Raw genomic sequence first — 17,700 nt, 5'->3', positions numbered from 1 at the left:
ATTGCCGAAATTTATTTTCACATATTTGTACAGGTATGAAATCTAAAAAAAGAACGACCATATACGATATTGCTGAAAAATTAAATATCGCCCCATCATCAGTATCAAGGGCGTTAAACAATAGCAGCTATGTTAAGGAGTCTACCAAGAAGCTAATTTTACAAACCGCCGAAGAGCTTAATTATAAAATGAATAGCCTTGCGTCTAATCTGCGCAAAGGCCAAAGCAAAACTATTGGCGTTATTGTACCCCGGATCAACCAAAACTTTTTCGCCAACGTTATCGCGGGTATCGAAGATGCCAGCTATAAGCAGGGTTATAACTTAATTATATGCCAGTCTAATGAGTTGTACGAAAAAGAGGTACAATGTGTAAACACTTTAATTAATCAGAATGTAGATTGTATTGTAATATCTATTTCTGTTGAAACAATTAATTATCAGCACTTAAAAAACATACTTGACCACCATATCGAACTTATCCAGTTTGACCGCGTTGCCGACGAGCTTGAAACGCTAAAAGTAATTAACGATACCCTGCAGGCATCTTACGAAGCTGTTAACCACTTAATTAATCAGGGATATAAGCGCATAGCTTTGTTAGAAGGTCCGCAAAGCCTCAACATTTTCAGGCAAAGAAAAGAGGGTTATTTGCAGGCTCTTAAAAAGCACAATATACCGATAATAGATGAGTTGATGCTTGAAAATGCCTGGACCAAAGAGTTAGGCGCCCAGGCTACCCGCCAGTTATTGAGCCTCCCCAATCCGCCGGATGCAATATTCGCCTCTACTTCAGATTTTTCGGCCCTGGGTGTGCTTGAGGTAGCAACAGCTATGAATATTAAAGTACCCAGTCAACTCGGTATTTGCGGTTATTCAAATGAAGATTTTACAGAGATCACCAGCCCTTCAATTACCACAATTGATCAGTTTAGTGTTGATATGGGTAAAACAATAGCCAACCTATATTTCGAAGAAATGAACAATTCAAATGTTTCGGCGACGCCTAAAACTATCAGCATTAAGCCAAAACTTATTACCCGTTCATCCACTCAAAGATCGGCAGAATAAAAAGTGGCTCATCAAGCTGCTTTGTTTAAATTGTTAGTCCCAGGCCTGCATTATGTACGAACATAATATAATGAAAGATTCCAATTTTATGCCTATATTCTTCCACTACTATGCAGCGTTATGGTTCATTTTATAGTTAATTATCTTTAATTAATGGTTTTATTAATACATTAGCATTAACCTGCATAATACATTAATACCAGGTTTAATTTAAACCTCATTATAGCATAATCCGGAAATATGAAACTTATCATAGATCATAAAAGCCCAATCCCTCTGCATGTTCAGGCCGAGCGATTAATTAGAGAATTAATAAAAGAGCCTGAGTATCAGGCAGGGAAGTTACTTCCAAACGAAGTTGACCTGGCTAAAAAACTGGCTATCTCCAGAACCACTCTACGGCAGGCTATAAATACCCTTGTAAATGAGGAACTACTAACCCGTAAGAAAAAAGTGGGCACCAAAGTTGCCCATGAAAAGATCAGCTCAAAATCAATGAATTGGCTTAGCTTTTCACAAGAGATGAAAGCCCGTGGTATCCCTATTAAAAATTATGAGCTGCATGTTAGCTGGGTGTATCCTGAAGAATATGTGGCCAACTTTTTCGAGATAAAAACCGACAAGAAAATCCTTAAAATGGAACGTTTAAGGGGAAGCTCAGAAGAAGCATTTGTTTATTTTATCTCTTATTTCCATCCCAGGATCGGCCTAACCGGCGACGAAGATTTCAAATTACCCTTGTATGAAATGCTTGAGAATGAGCACTCATCTATAGCTATACTTTCTAAGGAAGAGATAAGTGCACGCGTTGCTGATAAAAACCTGGCTGCCAAATTAGAGATTGAACCAGGCAGCCCTATTTTATTCCGAAAACGATTTGTTTATGACCAGGGCGAGCGCCCAATGGAATATAATTTAGGATATTATAAAGCAGATAGCTTTGTTTACACAGTAGAAAGCAGACGCACAATTTAAAACGAAAACCTCCTACTTATTTGAGAATTAAATAAATTATAATATGTTTGTACATTATGACATACAAAAGTTTAATTTTTAATAATAAAAACTCTGCTAAGCCAGTAAATATTGAAGTGCTAAGAAACACAGATCAGTTTGTTATGCCCGCCTTAAATGAAACAGGTGCAACATCTGGTTACGATATTTATCCGTCATTCAAGATCGCCCAATCCATACATTCAGGATATGAAAGCCTGGGAGAACATATTCTAAAAACCAGCGGTAATTTTATTCTTGATGGATACGGCTCTGTATATTGGGACATTATTAAAAATTCACTTACAGATTTCTTCAATAAAAAGGGTATAGATACCAAGTGGATCTTCATTGAAAACTACCTTAAACCCGAACAAGAGATTGACAAATTAATAGCCCCATACCTTGGTGGTGATGACCCTCTTTTTGGCAAGGTTTACCCCGGCGACATCTCTGATTTTTATGACACAGATAGCTTAGCCGGACTTACACCCGATAACAGTAGCCTCACCTTCATTTATGGATGCGGAGCCGCGTTAGCTAACTGGCAATGCCCTGTTATATATTTTGATGTACCAAAAAATGAGATCCAGTTTCGTTCAAGGGCTGGCAATATTTGCAATTTGGGTGCACAATTACCCAATGAACCAAAAGCACAGTACAAAAGGTTTTACTTTATCGACTGGGTTGTTTTCAATAAACACAAACAAGCTTTGCTGCCACGCGTAGCGGTAATAGTGGATGAACAACGCCCCTATGAAATTACCTGGACAACCGGCGAAACCTTACGTGGGGCCTTAACCGATATGTCATCTAACGCCTTTAGGGCCAGGCCTTGGTTTGAACCGGGGGTGTGGGGTGGCCAATGGATAAAAAAACATATCGACGGCCTGAATAAAGATGTTATTAATTATGCGTGGTCGTTTGAACTTATAGCGCCCGAAAACGGCATTGTATTGGAGAGTAATGGCATCCGCCTGGAGGTTTCTATAGATAACCTGCTGTATAACAATAACAAATTAATATTAGGTAAAGCTGCCGATAGGTTTGGATATAAATTCCCTATTCGTTTCGATTTTTTGGATACGATGAATGGCGATAACCTGTCGCTGCAATGCCACCCTACCGTGCCCTATACCAAAGCAAACTTTGGCGAAGATTTTACACAGGATGAAACCTACTACATATTAGATGCGGAAGAGGACGCGGAAGTTTACCTGGGTTTCCAGGAAAATATAGATAAGGATTCTTTTAAAGCCGTTTTAGAGGAAAGTTTTAACACCAGCAGCCCGATCGATGTAGAAAAATACGTCCAGGTGTTCCCAGCCAAAAAGCATGACTTATTCCTTATCCCCAATGGTACTGTTCATTGTTCGGGCAAAAACAACATGGTACTGGAAATAAGCGCTACCCCGTACATTTTTACTTTTAAAATGTATGACTGGGTGCGCCCTGACCTAAGCGGAAATCCACGTACCTTAAATATTGACCGGGCTTTTGACAATCTTAATTTCACTCGTAAGGGAGATGTTGTCACTGATACTTTGATATCGAAACAAGCTGTTGTTAAGGAAGGCGTGGATTGGAAACTTATTAGCCTGAGCACGCATCCCGAGCATTTTTATAACATTGAAAGATTTGAATTTGAGACTGATGTTACAGACAGCACCAATGACCAATGCCTTATACTTAGCCTTGTTGAAGGCGAAAGCATCATTGTAAAAACAGGCGATCTGGAACAGGTGATACACTATACGGAAACTTTTATTATCCCCGCAAATGCAAAAACTTACAGCATGCGCAATAACGGAAACAAAAAGGCCAAAGTTGTTAAAGCTTATGTTAAAGACGAGTGCTGTTAATAACCTAATCGATATGAGAATTCTTTAATAACCAGCGAGAAGAACCTAAATAATATTTACATGAGTAGTAATACAACATCAAAAAAATCTTCGTTTTTTTTAATTGCCATTACCCTGGTAGCCACTATGGGCGGGCTATTATTCGGTTTTGATATGGCCGTAATATCCGGCGTGCTGCCGTTTGTAAAACACCAGTTCGCTCTTTCCTCGGTTGCCGAGGGCTGGTTTGTTTCATCGGCATTGGTAGGCTGCATCATAGGAGTATCGTTCTCTGGTGAACTTAGCGACCGCTTAGGCCGAAAAAAAATGCTGATGCTTTCGGCTATCTTATTTTTTGTATCAGCAGCCGGAACGGCATTTTCATCCAACTTTACCTTTTTGGTATTGGCCCGGATGCTTGGCGGTACAGGCGTTGGGGTAGCATCAATAGTGGCTCCATTGTATATCTCAGAAATTGCCCCTGCCAAAATACGGGGAAGGCTGGTTACTTTTTACCAATTAGCTATAACTGCCGGTATCCTTATTGCTTACCTTACCAATTCAGAGTTACTCGGTTTTTCCTTATCTCATAAAAGCATTTCACTGGGTGGTGAGACCTTGCAGAGTGCATTAAACCTGTTATTTATAAAAGAAGTTTGGCGCAGTATGTTAGGGCTGGGTGTTATTCCGTCCCTATTGTTTTTTATTGGATTAGCCTTTGTGCCCGAAAGCCCGAGATGGCTGCTTCAAAAAGGTAAAGTTGCCGAAGGTGTTGCCATACTAACAAAAATTGAAGATGCAGAAATTGCAGCCCAGGAAGTTGCCGCCATAAAAAAGAATACAAACAAAGATGTTGGCACTTACAAAGAGCTGTTTGCACCAGCCTTAAGAAAACCTCTACTGATAGGAATATTACTCCCTCTGTTCTCGCAATTTAGCGGCATAAACGCGGTTATTTATTATGGTCCCCGCATACTAAGCGATGCCGGTATCAATATCAGCAATGCATTGCTGGGTCAGGTTATATTTGGTTTGGCAAACTTCCTTTTCACCATCATAGCCATTTGGAAGGTGGATAAAATGGGGCGCAGGCCGCTTTACATTGTGGGTTCGCTTGGTGCTACTGTTTCTTTGTTTTTTACAGGATGGTGCTTTTTTCATGGCAGCACAAATAGTATTGCTTTAGTCATCAGCATAATTTTATTCCTGGCTTGCTTTGCTTTTTCTATAGGCCCGTTAAAATTTGTAATAGCTGCCGAGATCTTTCCAACAAAGATCCGTGGACGCGCAATGGCCATCAGCATCATGACCATGTGGGTAGCCGATACCATTGTTGGGCAGCTTACCCCTATTTTATTGAGTTCCATTGGACCAGCTTATACTTTTTGGTTCTTTTCGGCGTGCTGCCTGCTATCATTCTGGACGGTTTATAAAATGGTCCCAGAAACCAAAGGCAAATCTTTAGAAGAAGTACAGGATATTTGGGTAGCGCACTAAATTTTACTAATCTGTATTGATAACAAAAAAGGAAGGCCACTAATAGTGGCCTTCCTTTTTTTTAATTGTTTGCTATAAAGCTGTATGTTGCACCGGGTGCAGTTTTAAAACTATATATAATAGCTTTATCCTGCGTGCTGCTTTTTACATGAGCCGAAGCCGCTTTCAAAGTATTTGACACCCGTATTTTACAATCCCCTCCGGATACTGATTTGATAGACAGCCTGGTTATTTTGCTGTTTTTCCATTCCAGGTTGGTGATAACAAAATTGCCCCGTGCACATAAGCCCTGCACGCTACCTTCGGCCCATGCTTTTGGCAGGGCAGGCAACAGTTGAATTTCATCCGTTTGGCTTTGAAACAACATTTCGGCAACACCTGCTGTATAGCCAAAGTTTCCATCTATCTGGAATGGCGGGTGCGCGCAGAAAAGGTTGGCATAGATCCCGCCACCTTCATTATAATCAACACCAGCGCCACCAACAAGGGTTATAAAGTTGTTCAGGATAGTATAGGCATGGTCACCATCAAGTAAACGTGCCCAAAAGTTCATTTTCCAGGCCATTGACCATCCTGTTGAGGCATCGCCACGGGCAAGCAAGCTTACTTTAGCTGCCTGGGCTAATTCGGGTGTTTTAATGGCGCTTATCTGCTTACCCGGATGCAGCGCGAAAAGGTGCGAGGCATGCCTGTGGTTATCTTTCGGATCATCGCGGTCGGTTTCCCATTCCTGTAGCTGGCCCCATTTGCCAATTTTGGGCATTAAAAGGTGTTCTTTTAACGATGCTATATGGTCACGATAGGTTTTATCTAAACCCAGCACATCACACGCTTCAATATAATTGGTGAACAGGTCATAAACAATTTCCTGATCGTAAGTTACCCCATCTTCGGTAGGCCCATGCTCCGGCGACCAGCCCATTGGTGAAACCAGCGTACCATCGGGCCGGCGTTTTAAATGATCATCCCAAAACTGGGATATCTCTTTTAAAATGGGATAGGCAAAGGTTTTTAGATAGTTTTTATCCTGCGTAAAAGCATAATGTTCCCATATGCCCTGCGCGTACCATGCACTGCCGGGGGTGTTCCATAAAAAGCTGGAACCTCCAAAAATGTTGTTCTCTGTTTTCACTGTCCAGCCGCGGGTACCAGGATATTGTTTAGCTGTGCTTTCGGTTTTCACCTTACGCATACTGTTAATATAGTCCAGGTAGGGATAATGGCATTCCGATAGATTTGTTGGTTCGGCCAGCCAGTAATTCATCTGTATGTTAATGTTGGAGTGATAATCACTGCGCCACGGCGGCGAAGTACTATTATTCCACAAGCCCTGCAGGTTGGCCGGCAAGCCACTTTTGCGCGATGAACTGATCAGTAAATATCTGCCATACTGAAACAGCAAGGCTTCTAATTTAGTATCGCCGGATTTTTTATAATTAAGGATGCGCTGGTAAGTTGGCACTAAACTGTAAGTACTTATTTTACTGCCAAGGGATAAAGACACACGGCCAAAAAGTGACCGGTAATCTGCTACATGCCTTGTTAGTAGTTGGGGATAAGTTTTGGTACCGGCTGCTGCCAATATGTTTTTCACTTTAACGGCAGGATCTTCGCCTTTCCACTTATCCTCGCGCTTGTTGCTATAATCTGTAGCTGCCGAAAGCAATATGGTAAAACCATTTGCCTTTTGGATGTTAAGTTGTGAAAACCCTTTTTCATCTTTTTCAACGCTTACCGATCCTCCATCTAAAATGATCCTGGCGGTTGCACTATAGGCCATGCCATTATCCAGTTTACCATTCATTTGCAGGCTGGCGCTGCTCCCGGTAATTATGGCTTCATGCGCATCGGTAAGTTGTATAATGGCCGAATATGCACCGGCTTTGCTCGCTTTATAATGCAAAGCCATCACTTTATCAGGGAAACTGCAGAAATACTGCCTACTATAATTAACCGCCCCCAAAGCATAGCTGATATTTAATAAGGACTTACTAATATCCAATTCGCGGTGATAGTTTGTTGCTGTGCTATCCTTCCCGGTAAACTTTACGTACAGATCACCGAAAGCCTGGTATGCCCCGGTTTCATTTTCATCACCTGTCCACAGGCTAATTTCGTTAAATTGTATATGTTCTTGCGCTATGCCGCCAAATACCATGCCCCCTATGCGGCCATTGCCAATAGGGTATGCATCCGTCATCCAATCCTTAGCGGGCTTATTGTCCCATAATTTCAGGTCCTGCGCATTGGACTTGTTTGCAAGAAGGAAGCATGTCGCACAAAGGATACTTAGCGTAATACGATAAAATAGAGGTGAGGTAACTCTCATAGTTAAATAAGGTTAAATTGATCTGTCTAAATGTACATAACCGCCATCAACATAATTAATTTGCCCGGTAGTATGGCTGGAAACCGGCGATAACAGAAACACCACCATATTGGCTATCTCTTCAACCGTGGTCATCCTTTTCCCTAACGGGATGTTATCAATTATTGATGCTAATTTTTCTACTGGATTTTCAACCGTTTGCAGCCAGCGTTCATATAAAGGCGTATAACATTCGGCGACAACAACGGCGTTCACGCGTATATTATGCGGCAATAATTCAACAGCCCATTCCCTTGTTAATGCATTGCGGCCGCCATTTGCAGCAGCATAGGCCGATGTGCCGCCCTGCCCGGTATCAGCCACTTTCGAGCTAATATTTACAATACTCCCCTGTGTTTTAATTAGCTCGGGCAGTGCATAATGTGCTATTAAATAATAATGCACCAGGTTTTTATGAAGCGATCGCATAAACTTTTCGTAACCACCATTCTGCAAGCCCACGCCATCATTTTCACCGGCATTATTCACCAAGCCATCAATCCGGCCAAACTTTGCTACAACTTTTTCTACCGCTTCCCTGCATTCGTCGGGGTTAGATAATTCGGCTTGAAACTGAAACGCTTTGCCGCCTGCTTCCTGTATCTCTTGTACTGTTTTGAGGCTCTCATCTGCCGAGCGGCTTAAAATTACCGCGATAGCACCTTCACGGGCAAGCAACACTGATATGCCTTTGCCAATGCCCCGCGCGCCACCGGTTACTATAATTACTTTGTCCTTAATTTGTAGATCCATAAATTGGTTAAGCCCGGCCATGTTAAGGCTTGTATAATTGGTTAAATATATATTTAATAACAGGTTGATATTAAATAGTATTCACAAATTAAGTGTTTGTTAAAGCCTTAATGTTTAATCCTTTTATCAAATCATTCAGCGATATTGGATTAAAATAAAACATATATCAAATTTGTGGCTTTTAAGTTGAATTTTTGTACATTCAGCCTGCCAATTAATTTTCATGAAACCTCAATTATTAAAAGTATCTACAAACCTGGTACATTCATTTAATGCCCGGAGGGATATAATGCCGAATGTGAACAACCATTGGCATTACCATCCCGAAGTTGAGCTCGTCTATTTTAAAAAAGGCAATGGTACCCAGTTTATTGGCGATTGTATTACCCAGTTTAATATCGGCGATGTTGTTTTGGTAGGCTCCAATTTACCCCACTACTGGCAGTTTGACGGAAGCTATTTTAACAAAGAAGCGGATGTTACGGCCGATGTAAGTGTTGTACATTTCAATGAGAATTTTTGGGGCGATATGTTTTTGGAATTGCCGGAAAATAAAGAGATCAGGGACGTACTAAAAAGATCAAAACGGGGAATACAGATAACAGGCGCAAACCTGATGGGTATAGGCAACCTGATAGAAAAGGTTATACATGCCGAAGGTGCCCGCAAGATAATTTTGTTGATGGAGGTATTGCTGGCCATTGGCGATAACGCTGAAAATAACACGCTTGCTTCTATGGGTTTTCAGCACAATTTCCAGGAATCTGAGAAGGACCGTATCAATGCTATTTATAACTACACGATAGCTAATTTCAAGAAAAAGATCTCGCTTGAAGAGATAGCCGCTGTAGCCAACATCAGCCCAAACTCTTTCTGCAAATTTTTTAAATCGCGCAGCAGGAAAACTTATTCGCGTTTTATTAACGAGATTAGGGTTGGCAATGCTTGCAAACTTCTTATTAACAACCAATTAAATGTAAAAGAAATATGTTACGACAGCGGCTTTTATAACTTTGCCAGCTTTCATAAATATTTTAAAGAAATAACCGGTAAAAGCCCTTTAAGCTATCAAAAAACCTATATAAAATAACCCGTTATTTTCTCGTTGCGGTACTATCCACCCAACTATCCGTACGAAACGGAGAGGCCGGTAACCCTGCCCCATTATATAAATTACAAACGGGGTTATTGGCCCAGGCATAACGCACCGCCACCGGTTTGCTTACCCTCGGGCTGCTTACTATAACCTTATCCCCGCTGATCACAGCATCAGCCCAATAAAATTTTTGATCGGCACCTGCTATAAAAAACCCGGTAGGTAATTTTGCATTTTTGGCCACCAACCCGCCATCGACACATTTAAATTGTATGCTGATGCTGTTACCCTCAATTTTATAAGAGCTATATACCGGACCAGAATACGGGATTTTTTCACCATAGTTTTTTGCAAGGGCAATAAGAGCCAGCCGGTGGCCTACTTCCTGTTTATTTTTGGGATGTATATCAGCGCCATCGCCAATATCTATCGCTACAGCCATACCCGTGTTAGGTAATGCAAGCGCACCAGATTGTGCATCACGCAATTCGGCCCATGCCGATGCTGCCGGCTGATAGCTTACCGGAAAAAAGTTGGCCAACTGTACAAAATAGAAGGGCATTTTTCTGTTATTCCACTGTTGTCTCCAATCTTTTATCATAGCCGGGAATAGTTCACGATATTGGTGGGCCTTTGCCGCATTCGACTCACCCTGGTACCATATCGCTCCTTTTATAGCATACTGAATAAACGGGTTTATCATAGCGTTAAATAACACCGTTGGCCTGTTGGGGCCTTCATTTAATTGTGGCATGGGGTAATCTTTAAAATCTAACCCAATTTTATAATCCCAGTTGCCATTAAGTGCCATACGCGCACCAGATGTTGTTTGCAAATAAAGTTTGCTTTTATCGCTGTTTAATCCGCCACCACCAGCTCCATCAAGTACCCTTATGCATAGTACAAATTCGCCTGCCTTTACTTTATCGGCAGGTATAGTATAGTTGCGCAATACGTTAAACCCATTTGTTTCGCCTATCTTTTCCCCGTTAAAAAAGGTGACATCATTATCATCAATGGTGCCCAGGCTTACCTGCAGGTCTTTTCCGGCCCATTCCTCCGGAATGTTTACCTTTTTGCGATACCAAACAATGCCATCAAAATCTGGCAGGCCGGCGGTTTCCCATTCTGTGGGTAGCAACATAGTACTCCAGCCTGTAGTATCAATAGTTGGCGCAGCCCATTGTGGCATGCCTTGTTTATAACCCGGGTCTTTTATCAGATATTCTTTTTGCCATACTGCCATTTCCTGATCATATACAGCCTTGCTTTGCTCTTTATTAAGCGTTTTAACTTTATTTAAGCGCGCTGTAAAATCAGGGAGCTGTTTAACCGTTTGTTCGCTTGTCCAGGCCTCAATGATAGTGCCGCCCCACGATGTATGGATCAACCCTATCGGGATGCCTATTTTCTTATAAATATCCCGTGCGAAAAAATAGGCTACAGCCGAAAATCCGGCTACGGTTTGAGGATTACATTGCTGCCAGCCACCACCACTTATTTTAGCATCATCTAAAGGCACGGTACTATCTGCATGCTCCACCTGTAATAGGCGGATATTTGGGTATTGCGCGTCTGCTAATTCCTGCTTATAATTAACAACCTGCGACCACCCCGAAACCGGGAATTCCATATTTGATTGCCCCGAACATACCCATACTTCGCCGATCAGTACATTTTTTAACGTAATCTCGTCGCCATCATTAATGGTGATATCATATGGCCCACCGTAAGCAGGGGTTGCAAGCATAACCTTCCATTTCCCGTTTGCATCGGCTGTGGTTGTATAGTGCTTAGTGCTCCATGTGGTGTTGATAGTTATTGTTTTACCGGCATCGGCTTTGCCCCAAATAGCGGCAGTTGTTTTTTGCTGCAGTACCATGTTATCGCTAAATACCGATGGCAGCACAACCTTGCTTTGCGCGCTAAAACCAAAAATTGTAAGCCCTATAATTAAGCTGTTACGGAGTATTCTAATTGTGTTCATTTAGGTTGTTAATACAAATATGTTTAAGCTTCTTGGCCCGTGTGCACCAAGCACAAGAGATTGCTCAATATCGGCAGTTTTTGACGGACCTGCAATAAAAGTGGCAAAACTATGGTCGGATCCCTGCGTTCGCTGGTAGGCAGCGTGCATATCGGCTACAATATCGCCGGCATTAACTACTAATGCCAGGTGTTGACATATAAACGGCAAAACGCGTGTGCCCATTTGCTTTTCGGTTACCCATAAAGCGCTATTTTCGGCCACGCCAAATTCTGCTTGCAGTATGGCCAGTTCCACATTCTCTAACTGATGCGGATTTGCATTTTGATAAGGAGCCACATCGTCAGCCACATCAAATAACTCCGGAACAGAAGTAAGGATTCTTGTGCCTGGTAATATGTTCAGGTGGTTTTTGATATCGGCAATGCTTTCAACAGATATTACCTTGCTACCTACATTGCCGGCAACCGTTTTAAAAGTTTCTAACACAGTTGATGCTTCAGCCTGTTGCCTGTTCTCCCATAAAAAAATATCGGGTGCGGTCACCAATGGCGGCTGGCTTTTGCGCACATTGGCTAAGATCTTTTCTCTCGTCGTCATCTTTTATTTCGAATGTCGGATTTTCAATTTCGAATTTATCTCCTGTCTTGATTCTAACTTCTATTCTTTTTATACCACTCACCAAACGATTCTTTTGGCGGTTCAGGCATATCCCGTTGTTTGTACCAGGGGTTTAGGCTATTGTTAACCGCGAAGGGTGCATATTTCATTACCAATCTGCCGGCCTTACCTGCAATGCGGTAAACTTTGGGTGATGATAGCGTATAGGCCATTGCCTGCATGGCGGTCGCTTTCTTTTTATCGCCATAACCTTCCTTTATGATAACCTGACGCCATTTATAAAGCTGATCATGAATATCGATCTTTACCGGGCACACATTGGTACACGAACCACATAGGGTTGATGCGAAAGGCAGGTCGGCATATTGTTTCATATCCAGATTAGGAGCTAATATAGAGCCAATTGGCCCCGCGACGGCAGTGTGATAACTGTGCCCACCGCTACGCCTGTATACCGGGCATGTGTTCATACATGCCCCGCAACGGATACATTTTAAGGAGTTCCTGAAATCCTCACGGCCCAGTTGAATACTTCGGCCATTATCAACCAATACAATGTGCATTTCCTGCCCGGGCCGTGGTCGCTTAAAATGGCTGGAATAAGTAGTAATAGGCTGCCCGGTTGCACTGCGGGTAAGCAGGCGCAAAAACACGCTGAGATGTTTGCGTTGAGGGATTAGCTTTTCGATACCCATGCTGGCAATATGCACATCTGATAAATGGGCGCCCATATCTGCGTTGCCCTCGTTGGTGCACACCACAAACTCCCCCGTTTCGGCTACCGCAAAGTTAACACCGGTAAGGGCTGCCCTGCGGGTTAAAAACGTATTGCGTAAGTGTATACGAGCCGTTTCAGTTAAGATCTGCGGATCTGATTCACCTTTTTCGCTGCCTAAATGTTCGTGAAATATATCGCCTATTTCTTCCTTCTTTTTATGGATACACGGTAGTACGATATGGCTTGGTGGTTCTTTTGCCAGTTGCACGATCAGTTCGCCCAGGTCAGAATCTACAACATTGATACCTTGTTCTTCCAGGAAGTGATTAAGATGGCATTCCTCGGTAAGCATAGATTTGCTTTTCACCATCTGGGTGATACCATGTCGTTTTAAAATACCATGTACAATATCATTATGCTCTTTGGCATCTGCTGCCCAGTGTACAGAAATGCCGTTATTGATGGCTTGTTTTTCAAACTGCTCCAGGTAATTACCCAGATCTGAAAGCACATTGTGTTTTATCTGCGATGCTGCTTCCCGCAACTCCTCCCAATCGGGAATCTGGTGTGAGGCCTTATCACGTTTTTGACGCACCCACCAAAGGGTTTCATCGTGCCAGTTAACACGTTGTTCATCTTTGTTAAATGCTTCTGACAGTGCTGCGTGGTCTTTCATACCACAGTTTCTTTTACACCATTTAATATCTCTGCAATGTGGATCACTTTAACCGGACTTTTTAGTCTGCGCAATATACCTTCCATATGCATAAGACAGGAAAGGTCCGCGGCGGTTATATACTCCGCGCCGTTTTGGATATGGTCTGCAACCCGGTCTTTACCCATTTTTGCAGAAACCGCTTCTTCGGCTACACAAAAAGTACCGCCAAAGCCGCAACATTCATCGGGGCGGTTCAGTGGCACTATCTCCACGCCTTTAACCATATTAAGCAGGGTAACCGGTTTTGAAAATGGGTTTGCCGTAAGCTCTGTCATCTGTGCCAGTTTAAGGCCGCGTTGCCCGTGGCAACTTTGGTGCAGGCCAACCCGATGCGGAAACGAAGCGTCCAGCTTTTCAATTTTTAATATATCGGTTAAAAACTCTGTTAGCTCATATATTTTTTTGCGGATGCCGAGCGCTTTTTGCTCATCATTGTGCGTGTGCAAATGCTCCTTTATGTGCAGGGTGCAGCTACCGGATGGTGAAACTACGTATTCGTACTCTGCAAAATTATCGACGAATAACTCATTACATCCGTCGGTTAAATGTTCATAGCCGGAATTGGCCATGGGTTGCCCGCAGCAGGTTTGCCGGGCAGGATAACCAACTTCTACACCCAATTTTTCAAGCAATTCTAAGGTGGCTATTGCTGCATTGGGATAAAACTGATCTACATAACATGGGATGAACAGGCCTACTCTCATATACTTATCAGCTGAAAGAAAAATCAATTTTTTGTATAAGCTACTAACTCTTGTTTTGATGTGCCTAACCCATCGATGCCTAATTCAACTACATCTCCCGGTTTTAAATATACCGGTGGGTTAAAGCCAAGGCCAACACCTGCAGGTGTACCGGTTGATATCACATCGCCCGGCAATAAGGTCATGAACTGACTAACATAAGATATCAAATATGGAATTTTAAAGATCAGGTTGGCGGTAGTTCCGTCCTGCATTTTTTTGCCGTTAACGGTTAACCATAAACGGATATTATTGATATCGGCTATTTCATCCGGGGTTACTAAATATGGCCCTAATGGCGCAAAAGTATCGCAGCCTTTCCCTTTATCCCATGTTCCGTTACGCTCCAATTGAAATTCGCGTTCGGATACATCATTGTGCAGTACGTAACCTGCTATATGGTTATGGGCGTCTGCTTCTTCTACATACGATGCCTTCTTACCTATAACAACTGCCAGTTCTACTTCCCAATCTGTTTTTATCGAATTCTTTGGAATAACAATGTTATCATATGGCCCAACTAAAGATGTTGTGCTTTTCATAAAAATAACCGGTTCAGAGGGTAAAGGCGCGTTAGTTTCTTTAGCATGATCAGCATAATTAAGACCGATGCATACAATTTTTGATGGCCTTGCAATGGGGCTTCCCAACCGGCTTCCTTCCGGTATAGTGACAAGTTCATTTTGGTGCGCTTTTATATAGGCCGCCAGTTGTGCAGGCCCATCAGCAGCAAAAAAGTTTTCGTCGTAATCTTTCCCGTAAAACGATGTATCATAGTTAACACCATCTATTTGCACGCCTGTACGTTCTTCGCCGGGGTTACCGTATCTTATAAATTTCATGTTCGTTCTAATTATTTAATGTTATAAAACCCCCATCAATTGGGTAATCATTACCGGTCACAAACCCTGCCTCGTCCGAGCATAGGTATAATGCCAGAAAAGCTATCTCGTCTGGTTTGCCCATTCGCCCAATAGGCTGACTTTTAGATAGTTTTTCAAATACTTCGGCTTGATTATCGGGATAGTTCTTCGCTATAAAACCATCAACAAAAGGTGTATGTACACGTGCCGGTGATATGCTGTTGCAGCGGATATTATCTGCCAGGTAATCGCGCGCTACAGATAGGGTCATAGCAAATATTGCGCCTTTACTCATCGAGTAAGCAAACCTATCGGTGATACCAACGTGCGCCGCTATAGATGCCATGTTAAGGATAACGCCTTTACCTGCCTGTTTCATTAAAGGTACCGCTGCGTAAAGGCAATTATAAGCACCTTTAACATTTACATTAAAAATACGGTCAAGATCTACTTCGGTAGTGTTCTCTAAATTACCAACATGGGCAATGCCCGCGTTATTTATCAGTATATCTACCTTGCCAATTTCATTAAAGACGTTCAATATTGCCTGCTGATCGGTAACGTTGGTCGCATGGGCTTTACCGTCGCCACCAGCATTTTTAATTTCTTTGATCACCTCAGCGGCTGCATCTGTATTTAGTTCAATAATATGAACGGCTGCCCCTTGTTTGGCAAATAGCAAGGCAATGGCTTTGCCTATGCCACTGCCGCCGCCCGTTATAACGGCTGTTTTGTTTGTTAAGCTAAACATATTAATGTTTTATATTTATAATGAAACGCCTCTTTTCCAGGGGATAAAATCATCCTGGCCTAGTTGCACCGCTTTGGGTTTTATATCGCCATTGGCTACATCAATCACATAATTAAGCAGCCGGTGTGCCGATTGCTCAATAGTCTCTTCACCCTCTATAACGGTACCACAATTAAAATCGATAATATCAGGCATGCGGTTAAATAATTTGGTATTGGTAGATACCTTTATTACCGGCGCCACAGGGTTGCCCGTTGGTGTGCCCAGCCCTGTAGTAAATAAAACAATGTTTGCCCCTGCTGCAACTTCGGCTGTGGTGCTTTCCACATCACTGCCGGGGGTACACAACAGGTTTAGCCCTGGCAGGCTTACTTTTTCGGGGTAATCAAGTACGGCAGCCACGGGTGATGTGCCACCTTTTTTTGCTGCCCCGGCAGATTTGATAGCGTCAGTTATCAAACCGTCCCGTATGTTACCCGGCGATGGGTTAGCATAAAAGCCCGAGCCATCTGCCTCGGCTTTGGCATTGTAGTTACGCATCAGGCTCATAAATTTTAGTGCGGTAGGCTCATCAATACACCTGTCGCTCATTTCCTGTTCCACGCCACACAGCTCCGGGAACTCGGCCAATATAACGCTGCCACCAAGACCTACTACCAGATCTGATACATAACCAAGAGTAGGATTTGCAGAGATCCCAGAAAACCCATCAGAACCGCCGCATTCTAAACCAATGCATAATTTGTTTATCGGTGCGGGCTCTCTTTGCTGCTTGTTTACTTCTATCAGCCCTGCAAAGGTTTGTTTCAAAGCTTCATGCAATAACCTGCTTTCGGTACCCAGCTTTTGCTGCTCCAGTATCATCAATGGTTTAGAAAAATTGGGATCGCGTTTTTTTATCTCGGCCTGCAAAATGCCTGCCTGCGCATGCTGGCAGCCCAGGCTTAATATGGTTGCCCCCGCTACATTAGGATGGGTGATATAACCCGCAAGCAATCCGCACAGCGCGTCAGAATCGGTACGTGTGCCACCACAACCCATATCGTGATTTAAAAATTTAATGCCATCGATATTAGGGAACAGCTTTTTTGATGAGCCGCTTTCCGGTGTCATTTGCAAATCGGCCTGTAATATCTCTTCTATCGATCTGCCGGTTTGCAGCATACATATAAGCTGGTCAACTTCATTCTCATATCCCCGGGGTTTAGAGAAACCGAGTTTATCCAGCAAGGCAGCTTTCAGTACATTAATATTTCTATTCTCGCAAAAAACCAAAGGTATAACCAGCCAATAATTAGCCGTACCTACCGAACCATCTGAACGATGATAGCCCATAAAGGTCCTGTCTTTATAGTTTGTTACATCAGGTTGTGCCCAGCTTGTTTTGCGGTTACCCAGCTTAAAATCATCTGCGGCATGTTTTATGTTTTTAATGGTAATAGCCCCGCCCTTTAATATCGGTTCAGTGGCTTTGCCTACCAGTACACCGTACATGTAAATCTCATCTCCCATATCCAGATCATTAATAGCAAACTTATGCTTGCCGGCAATATCATCTGTTAACATCAAACTTAAACCTTCATGCTCCACCAAAGTTCCTTTTGGCAGATCGGTAAGCGCTACCAACACATTATCGACCTGATGGATATGTAAAAAAGGCCTTTTATATTCTTGTACCATA

The 17,700-nt window shown here is 42.6% G+C and carries 14 protein-coding genes; 5 read left to right on the top strand and 9 right to left on the bottom strand.

Annotation, left to right across the window (positions count from 1 at the left end):
• The first annotated feature begins 35 nt into the window (after nucleotides 1-35).
• The 4 genes from NPE20_RS25720 (at nucleotide 36) to NPE20_RS25705 (ending at nucleotide 5,401) form a co-directional block, all read left to right on the top strand.
• Nucleotides 36-1,070 (top strand): LacI family DNA-binding transcriptional regulator, encoded by a 1,035-nt coding sequence (locus NPE20_RS25720; protein ID WP_256541585.1) that lies wholly within the window; start codon nucleotides 36-38, stop codon nucleotides 1,068-1,070.
• A 240-nt stretch (nucleotides 1,071-1,310) separates the two neighbouring features.
• On the top strand, nucleotides 1,311-2,045 hold the full coding sequence (locus NPE20_RS25715; protein ID WP_256541584.1) for a GntR family transcriptional regulator: 735 nt from the start codon (nucleotides 1,311-1,313) through the stop codon (nucleotides 2,043-2,045).
• A gap of 56 nt (nucleotides 2,046-2,101) precedes the next feature.
• Entirely contained in the window at nucleotides 2,102-3,925 is a 1,824-nt protein-coding gene (locus NPE20_RS25710; protein WP_256541583.1) for a class I mannose-6-phosphate isomerase, read from the top strand.
• 27 nt (nucleotides 3,926-3,952) lie between these two features.
• Nucleotides 3,953-5,401, top strand: a complete 1,449-nt coding sequence (locus tag NPE20_RS25705; protein ID WP_256541607.1) for a sugar porter family MFS transporter — start codon at nucleotides 3,953-3,955, stop codon at nucleotides 5,399-5,401.
• Nucleotides 5,402-5,462: 61 nt separating this feature from the next.
• On the opposite strand, the gene NPE20_RS25700 is transcribed toward NPE20_RS25705, so the two are convergent.
• On the bottom strand, nucleotides 5,463-7,730 hold the full coding sequence (locus NPE20_RS25700; RefSeq protein ID WP_256541582.1) for a glycoside hydrolase family 95 protein: 2,268 nt from the start codon (nucleotides 7,728-7,730) through the stop codon (nucleotides 5,463-5,465).
• A 12-nt stretch (nucleotides 7,731-7,742) separates the two neighbouring features.
• Nucleotides 7,743-8,522 (bottom strand): SDR family oxidoreductase, encoded by a 780-nt coding sequence (locus NPE20_RS25695; RefSeq protein ID WP_256541581.1) that lies wholly within the window; start codon nucleotides 8,520-8,522, stop codon nucleotides 7,743-7,745.
• 223 nt (nucleotides 8,523-8,745) lie between these two features.
• Between NPE20_RS25695 and NPE20_RS25690 the strand changes: the two genes are divergently transcribed.
• A complete protein-coding gene (locus NPE20_RS25690) occupies nucleotides 8,746-9,612 on the top strand; it encodes an AraC family transcriptional regulator (RefSeq protein ID WP_256541580.1) in 867 nt (288 codons plus the stop codon).
• 4 nt (nucleotides 9,613-9,616) lie between these two features.
• Here the strand turns inward: NPE20_RS25690 and NPE20_RS25685 are convergent, their stop codons facing one another.
• From NPE20_RS25685 to NPE20_RS25655, 7 genes are read right to left on the bottom strand one after another with little or no spacing between them, the layout of a single operon-like run.
• Nucleotides 9,617-11,605, bottom strand: coding sequence for a sialate O-acetylesterase (locus NPE20_RS25685; protein WP_256541579.1), 1,989 nt, complete (start codon nucleotides 11,603-11,605; stop codon nucleotides 9,617-9,619).
• Nucleotides 11,606-12,205 (bottom strand): LutC/YkgG family protein, encoded by a 600-nt coding sequence (locus NPE20_RS25680; protein WP_256541578.1) that lies wholly within the window; start codon nucleotides 12,203-12,205, stop codon nucleotides 11,606-11,608.
• A 53-nt stretch (nucleotides 12,206-12,258) separates the two neighbouring features.
• Nucleotides 12,259-13,620, bottom strand: a complete 1,362-nt coding sequence (locus tag NPE20_RS25675; RefSeq protein WP_256541577.1) for a lactate utilization protein B — start codon at nucleotides 13,618-13,620, stop codon at nucleotides 12,259-12,261.
• Complete coding sequence (locus NPE20_RS25670) at nucleotides 13,617-14,366, bottom strand: (Fe-S)-binding protein (protein WP_256541576.1); 750 nt, start codon at nucleotides 14,364-14,366, stop codon at nucleotides 13,617-13,619. The genes NPE20_RS25675 and NPE20_RS25670 overlap by 4 nt, the downstream gene beginning before the upstream one ends.
• A gap of 23 nt (nucleotides 14,367-14,389) precedes the next feature.
• A complete protein-coding gene (locus NPE20_RS25665) occupies nucleotides 14,390-15,247 on the bottom strand; it encodes a fumarylacetoacetate hydrolase family protein (RefSeq protein ID WP_256541575.1) in 858 nt (285 codons plus the stop codon).
• Nucleotides 15,248-15,254: 7 nt separating this feature from the next.
• Nucleotides 15,255-16,019, bottom strand: coding sequence for an SDR family NAD(P)-dependent oxidoreductase (locus NPE20_RS25660; protein ID WP_256541574.1), 765 nt, complete (start codon nucleotides 16,017-16,019; stop codon nucleotides 15,255-15,257).
• Between the two features lie 15 nt (nucleotides 16,020-16,034).
• Nucleotides 16,035-17,699, bottom strand: a complete 1,665-nt coding sequence (locus NPE20_RS25655) for a UxaA family hydrolase (RefSeq protein WP_256541573.1) — start codon at nucleotides 17,697-17,699, stop codon at nucleotides 16,035-16,037.
• Nucleotide 17,700: the final 1 nt, after the last annotated feature.

The sequence above is a fragment of the Mucilaginibacter aquariorum genome (assembly GCF_024498135.1).
GTDB classification, from domain to species: Bacteria; Bacteroidota; Bacteroidia; order Sphingobacteriales; family Sphingobacteriaceae; genus Mucilaginibacter; species Mucilaginibacter aquariorum.
This window is presented reverse-complemented; position numbering and strand designations above follow the sequence as displayed.

Coding starts and splice junctions, on each gene's coding strand:
- NPE20_RS25715 (WP_256541584.1), top strand. CDS start 1,311: ATGAAACTTATCATAGATCATAAAAGCCCAATCCCTCTGCATGTTCAG.
- NPE20_RS25655 (WP_256541573.1), bottom strand. CDS start 17,699: ATGGTACAAGAATATAAAAGGCCTTTTTTACATATCCATCAGGTCGAT.
- NPE20_RS25685 (WP_256541579.1), bottom strand. CDS start 11,605: ATGAACACAATTAGAATACTCCGTAACAGCTTAATTATAGGGCTTACA.
- NPE20_RS25675 (WP_256541577.1), bottom strand. CDS start 13,620: ATGAAAGACCACGCAGCACTGTCAGAAGCATTTAACAAAGATGAACAA.
- NPE20_RS25720 (WP_256541585.1), top strand. CDS start 36: ATGAAATCTAAAAAAAGAACGACCATATACGATATTGCTGAAAAATTA.
- NPE20_RS25670 (WP_256541576.1), bottom strand. CDS start 14,366: ATGAGAGTAGGCCTGTTCATCCCATGTTATGTAGATCAGTTTTATCCC.
- NPE20_RS25710 (WP_256541583.1), top strand. CDS start 2,102: ATGACATACAAAAGTTTAATTTTTAATAATAAAAACTCTGCTAAGCCA.
- NPE20_RS25695 (WP_256541581.1), bottom strand. CDS start 8,522: ATGGATCTACAAATTAAGGACAAAGTAATTATAGTAACCGGTGGCGCG.
- NPE20_RS25665 (WP_256541575.1), bottom strand. CDS start 15,247: ATGAAATTTATAAGATACGGTAACCCCGGCGAAGAACGTACAGGCGTG.
- NPE20_RS25690 (WP_256541580.1), top strand. CDS start 8,746: ATGAAACCTCAATTATTAAAAGTATCTACAAACCTGGTACATTCATTT.
- NPE20_RS25680 (WP_256541578.1), bottom strand. CDS start 12,205: ATGACGACGAGAGAAAAGATCTTAGCCAATGTGCGCAAAAGCCAGCCG.
- NPE20_RS25660 (WP_256541574.1), bottom strand. CDS start 16,019: ATGTTTAGCTTAACAAACAAAACAGCCGTTATAACGGGCGGCGGCAGT.
- NPE20_RS25700 (WP_256541582.1), bottom strand. CDS start 7,730: ATGAGAGTTACCTCACCTCTATTTTATCGTATTACGCTAAGTATCCTT.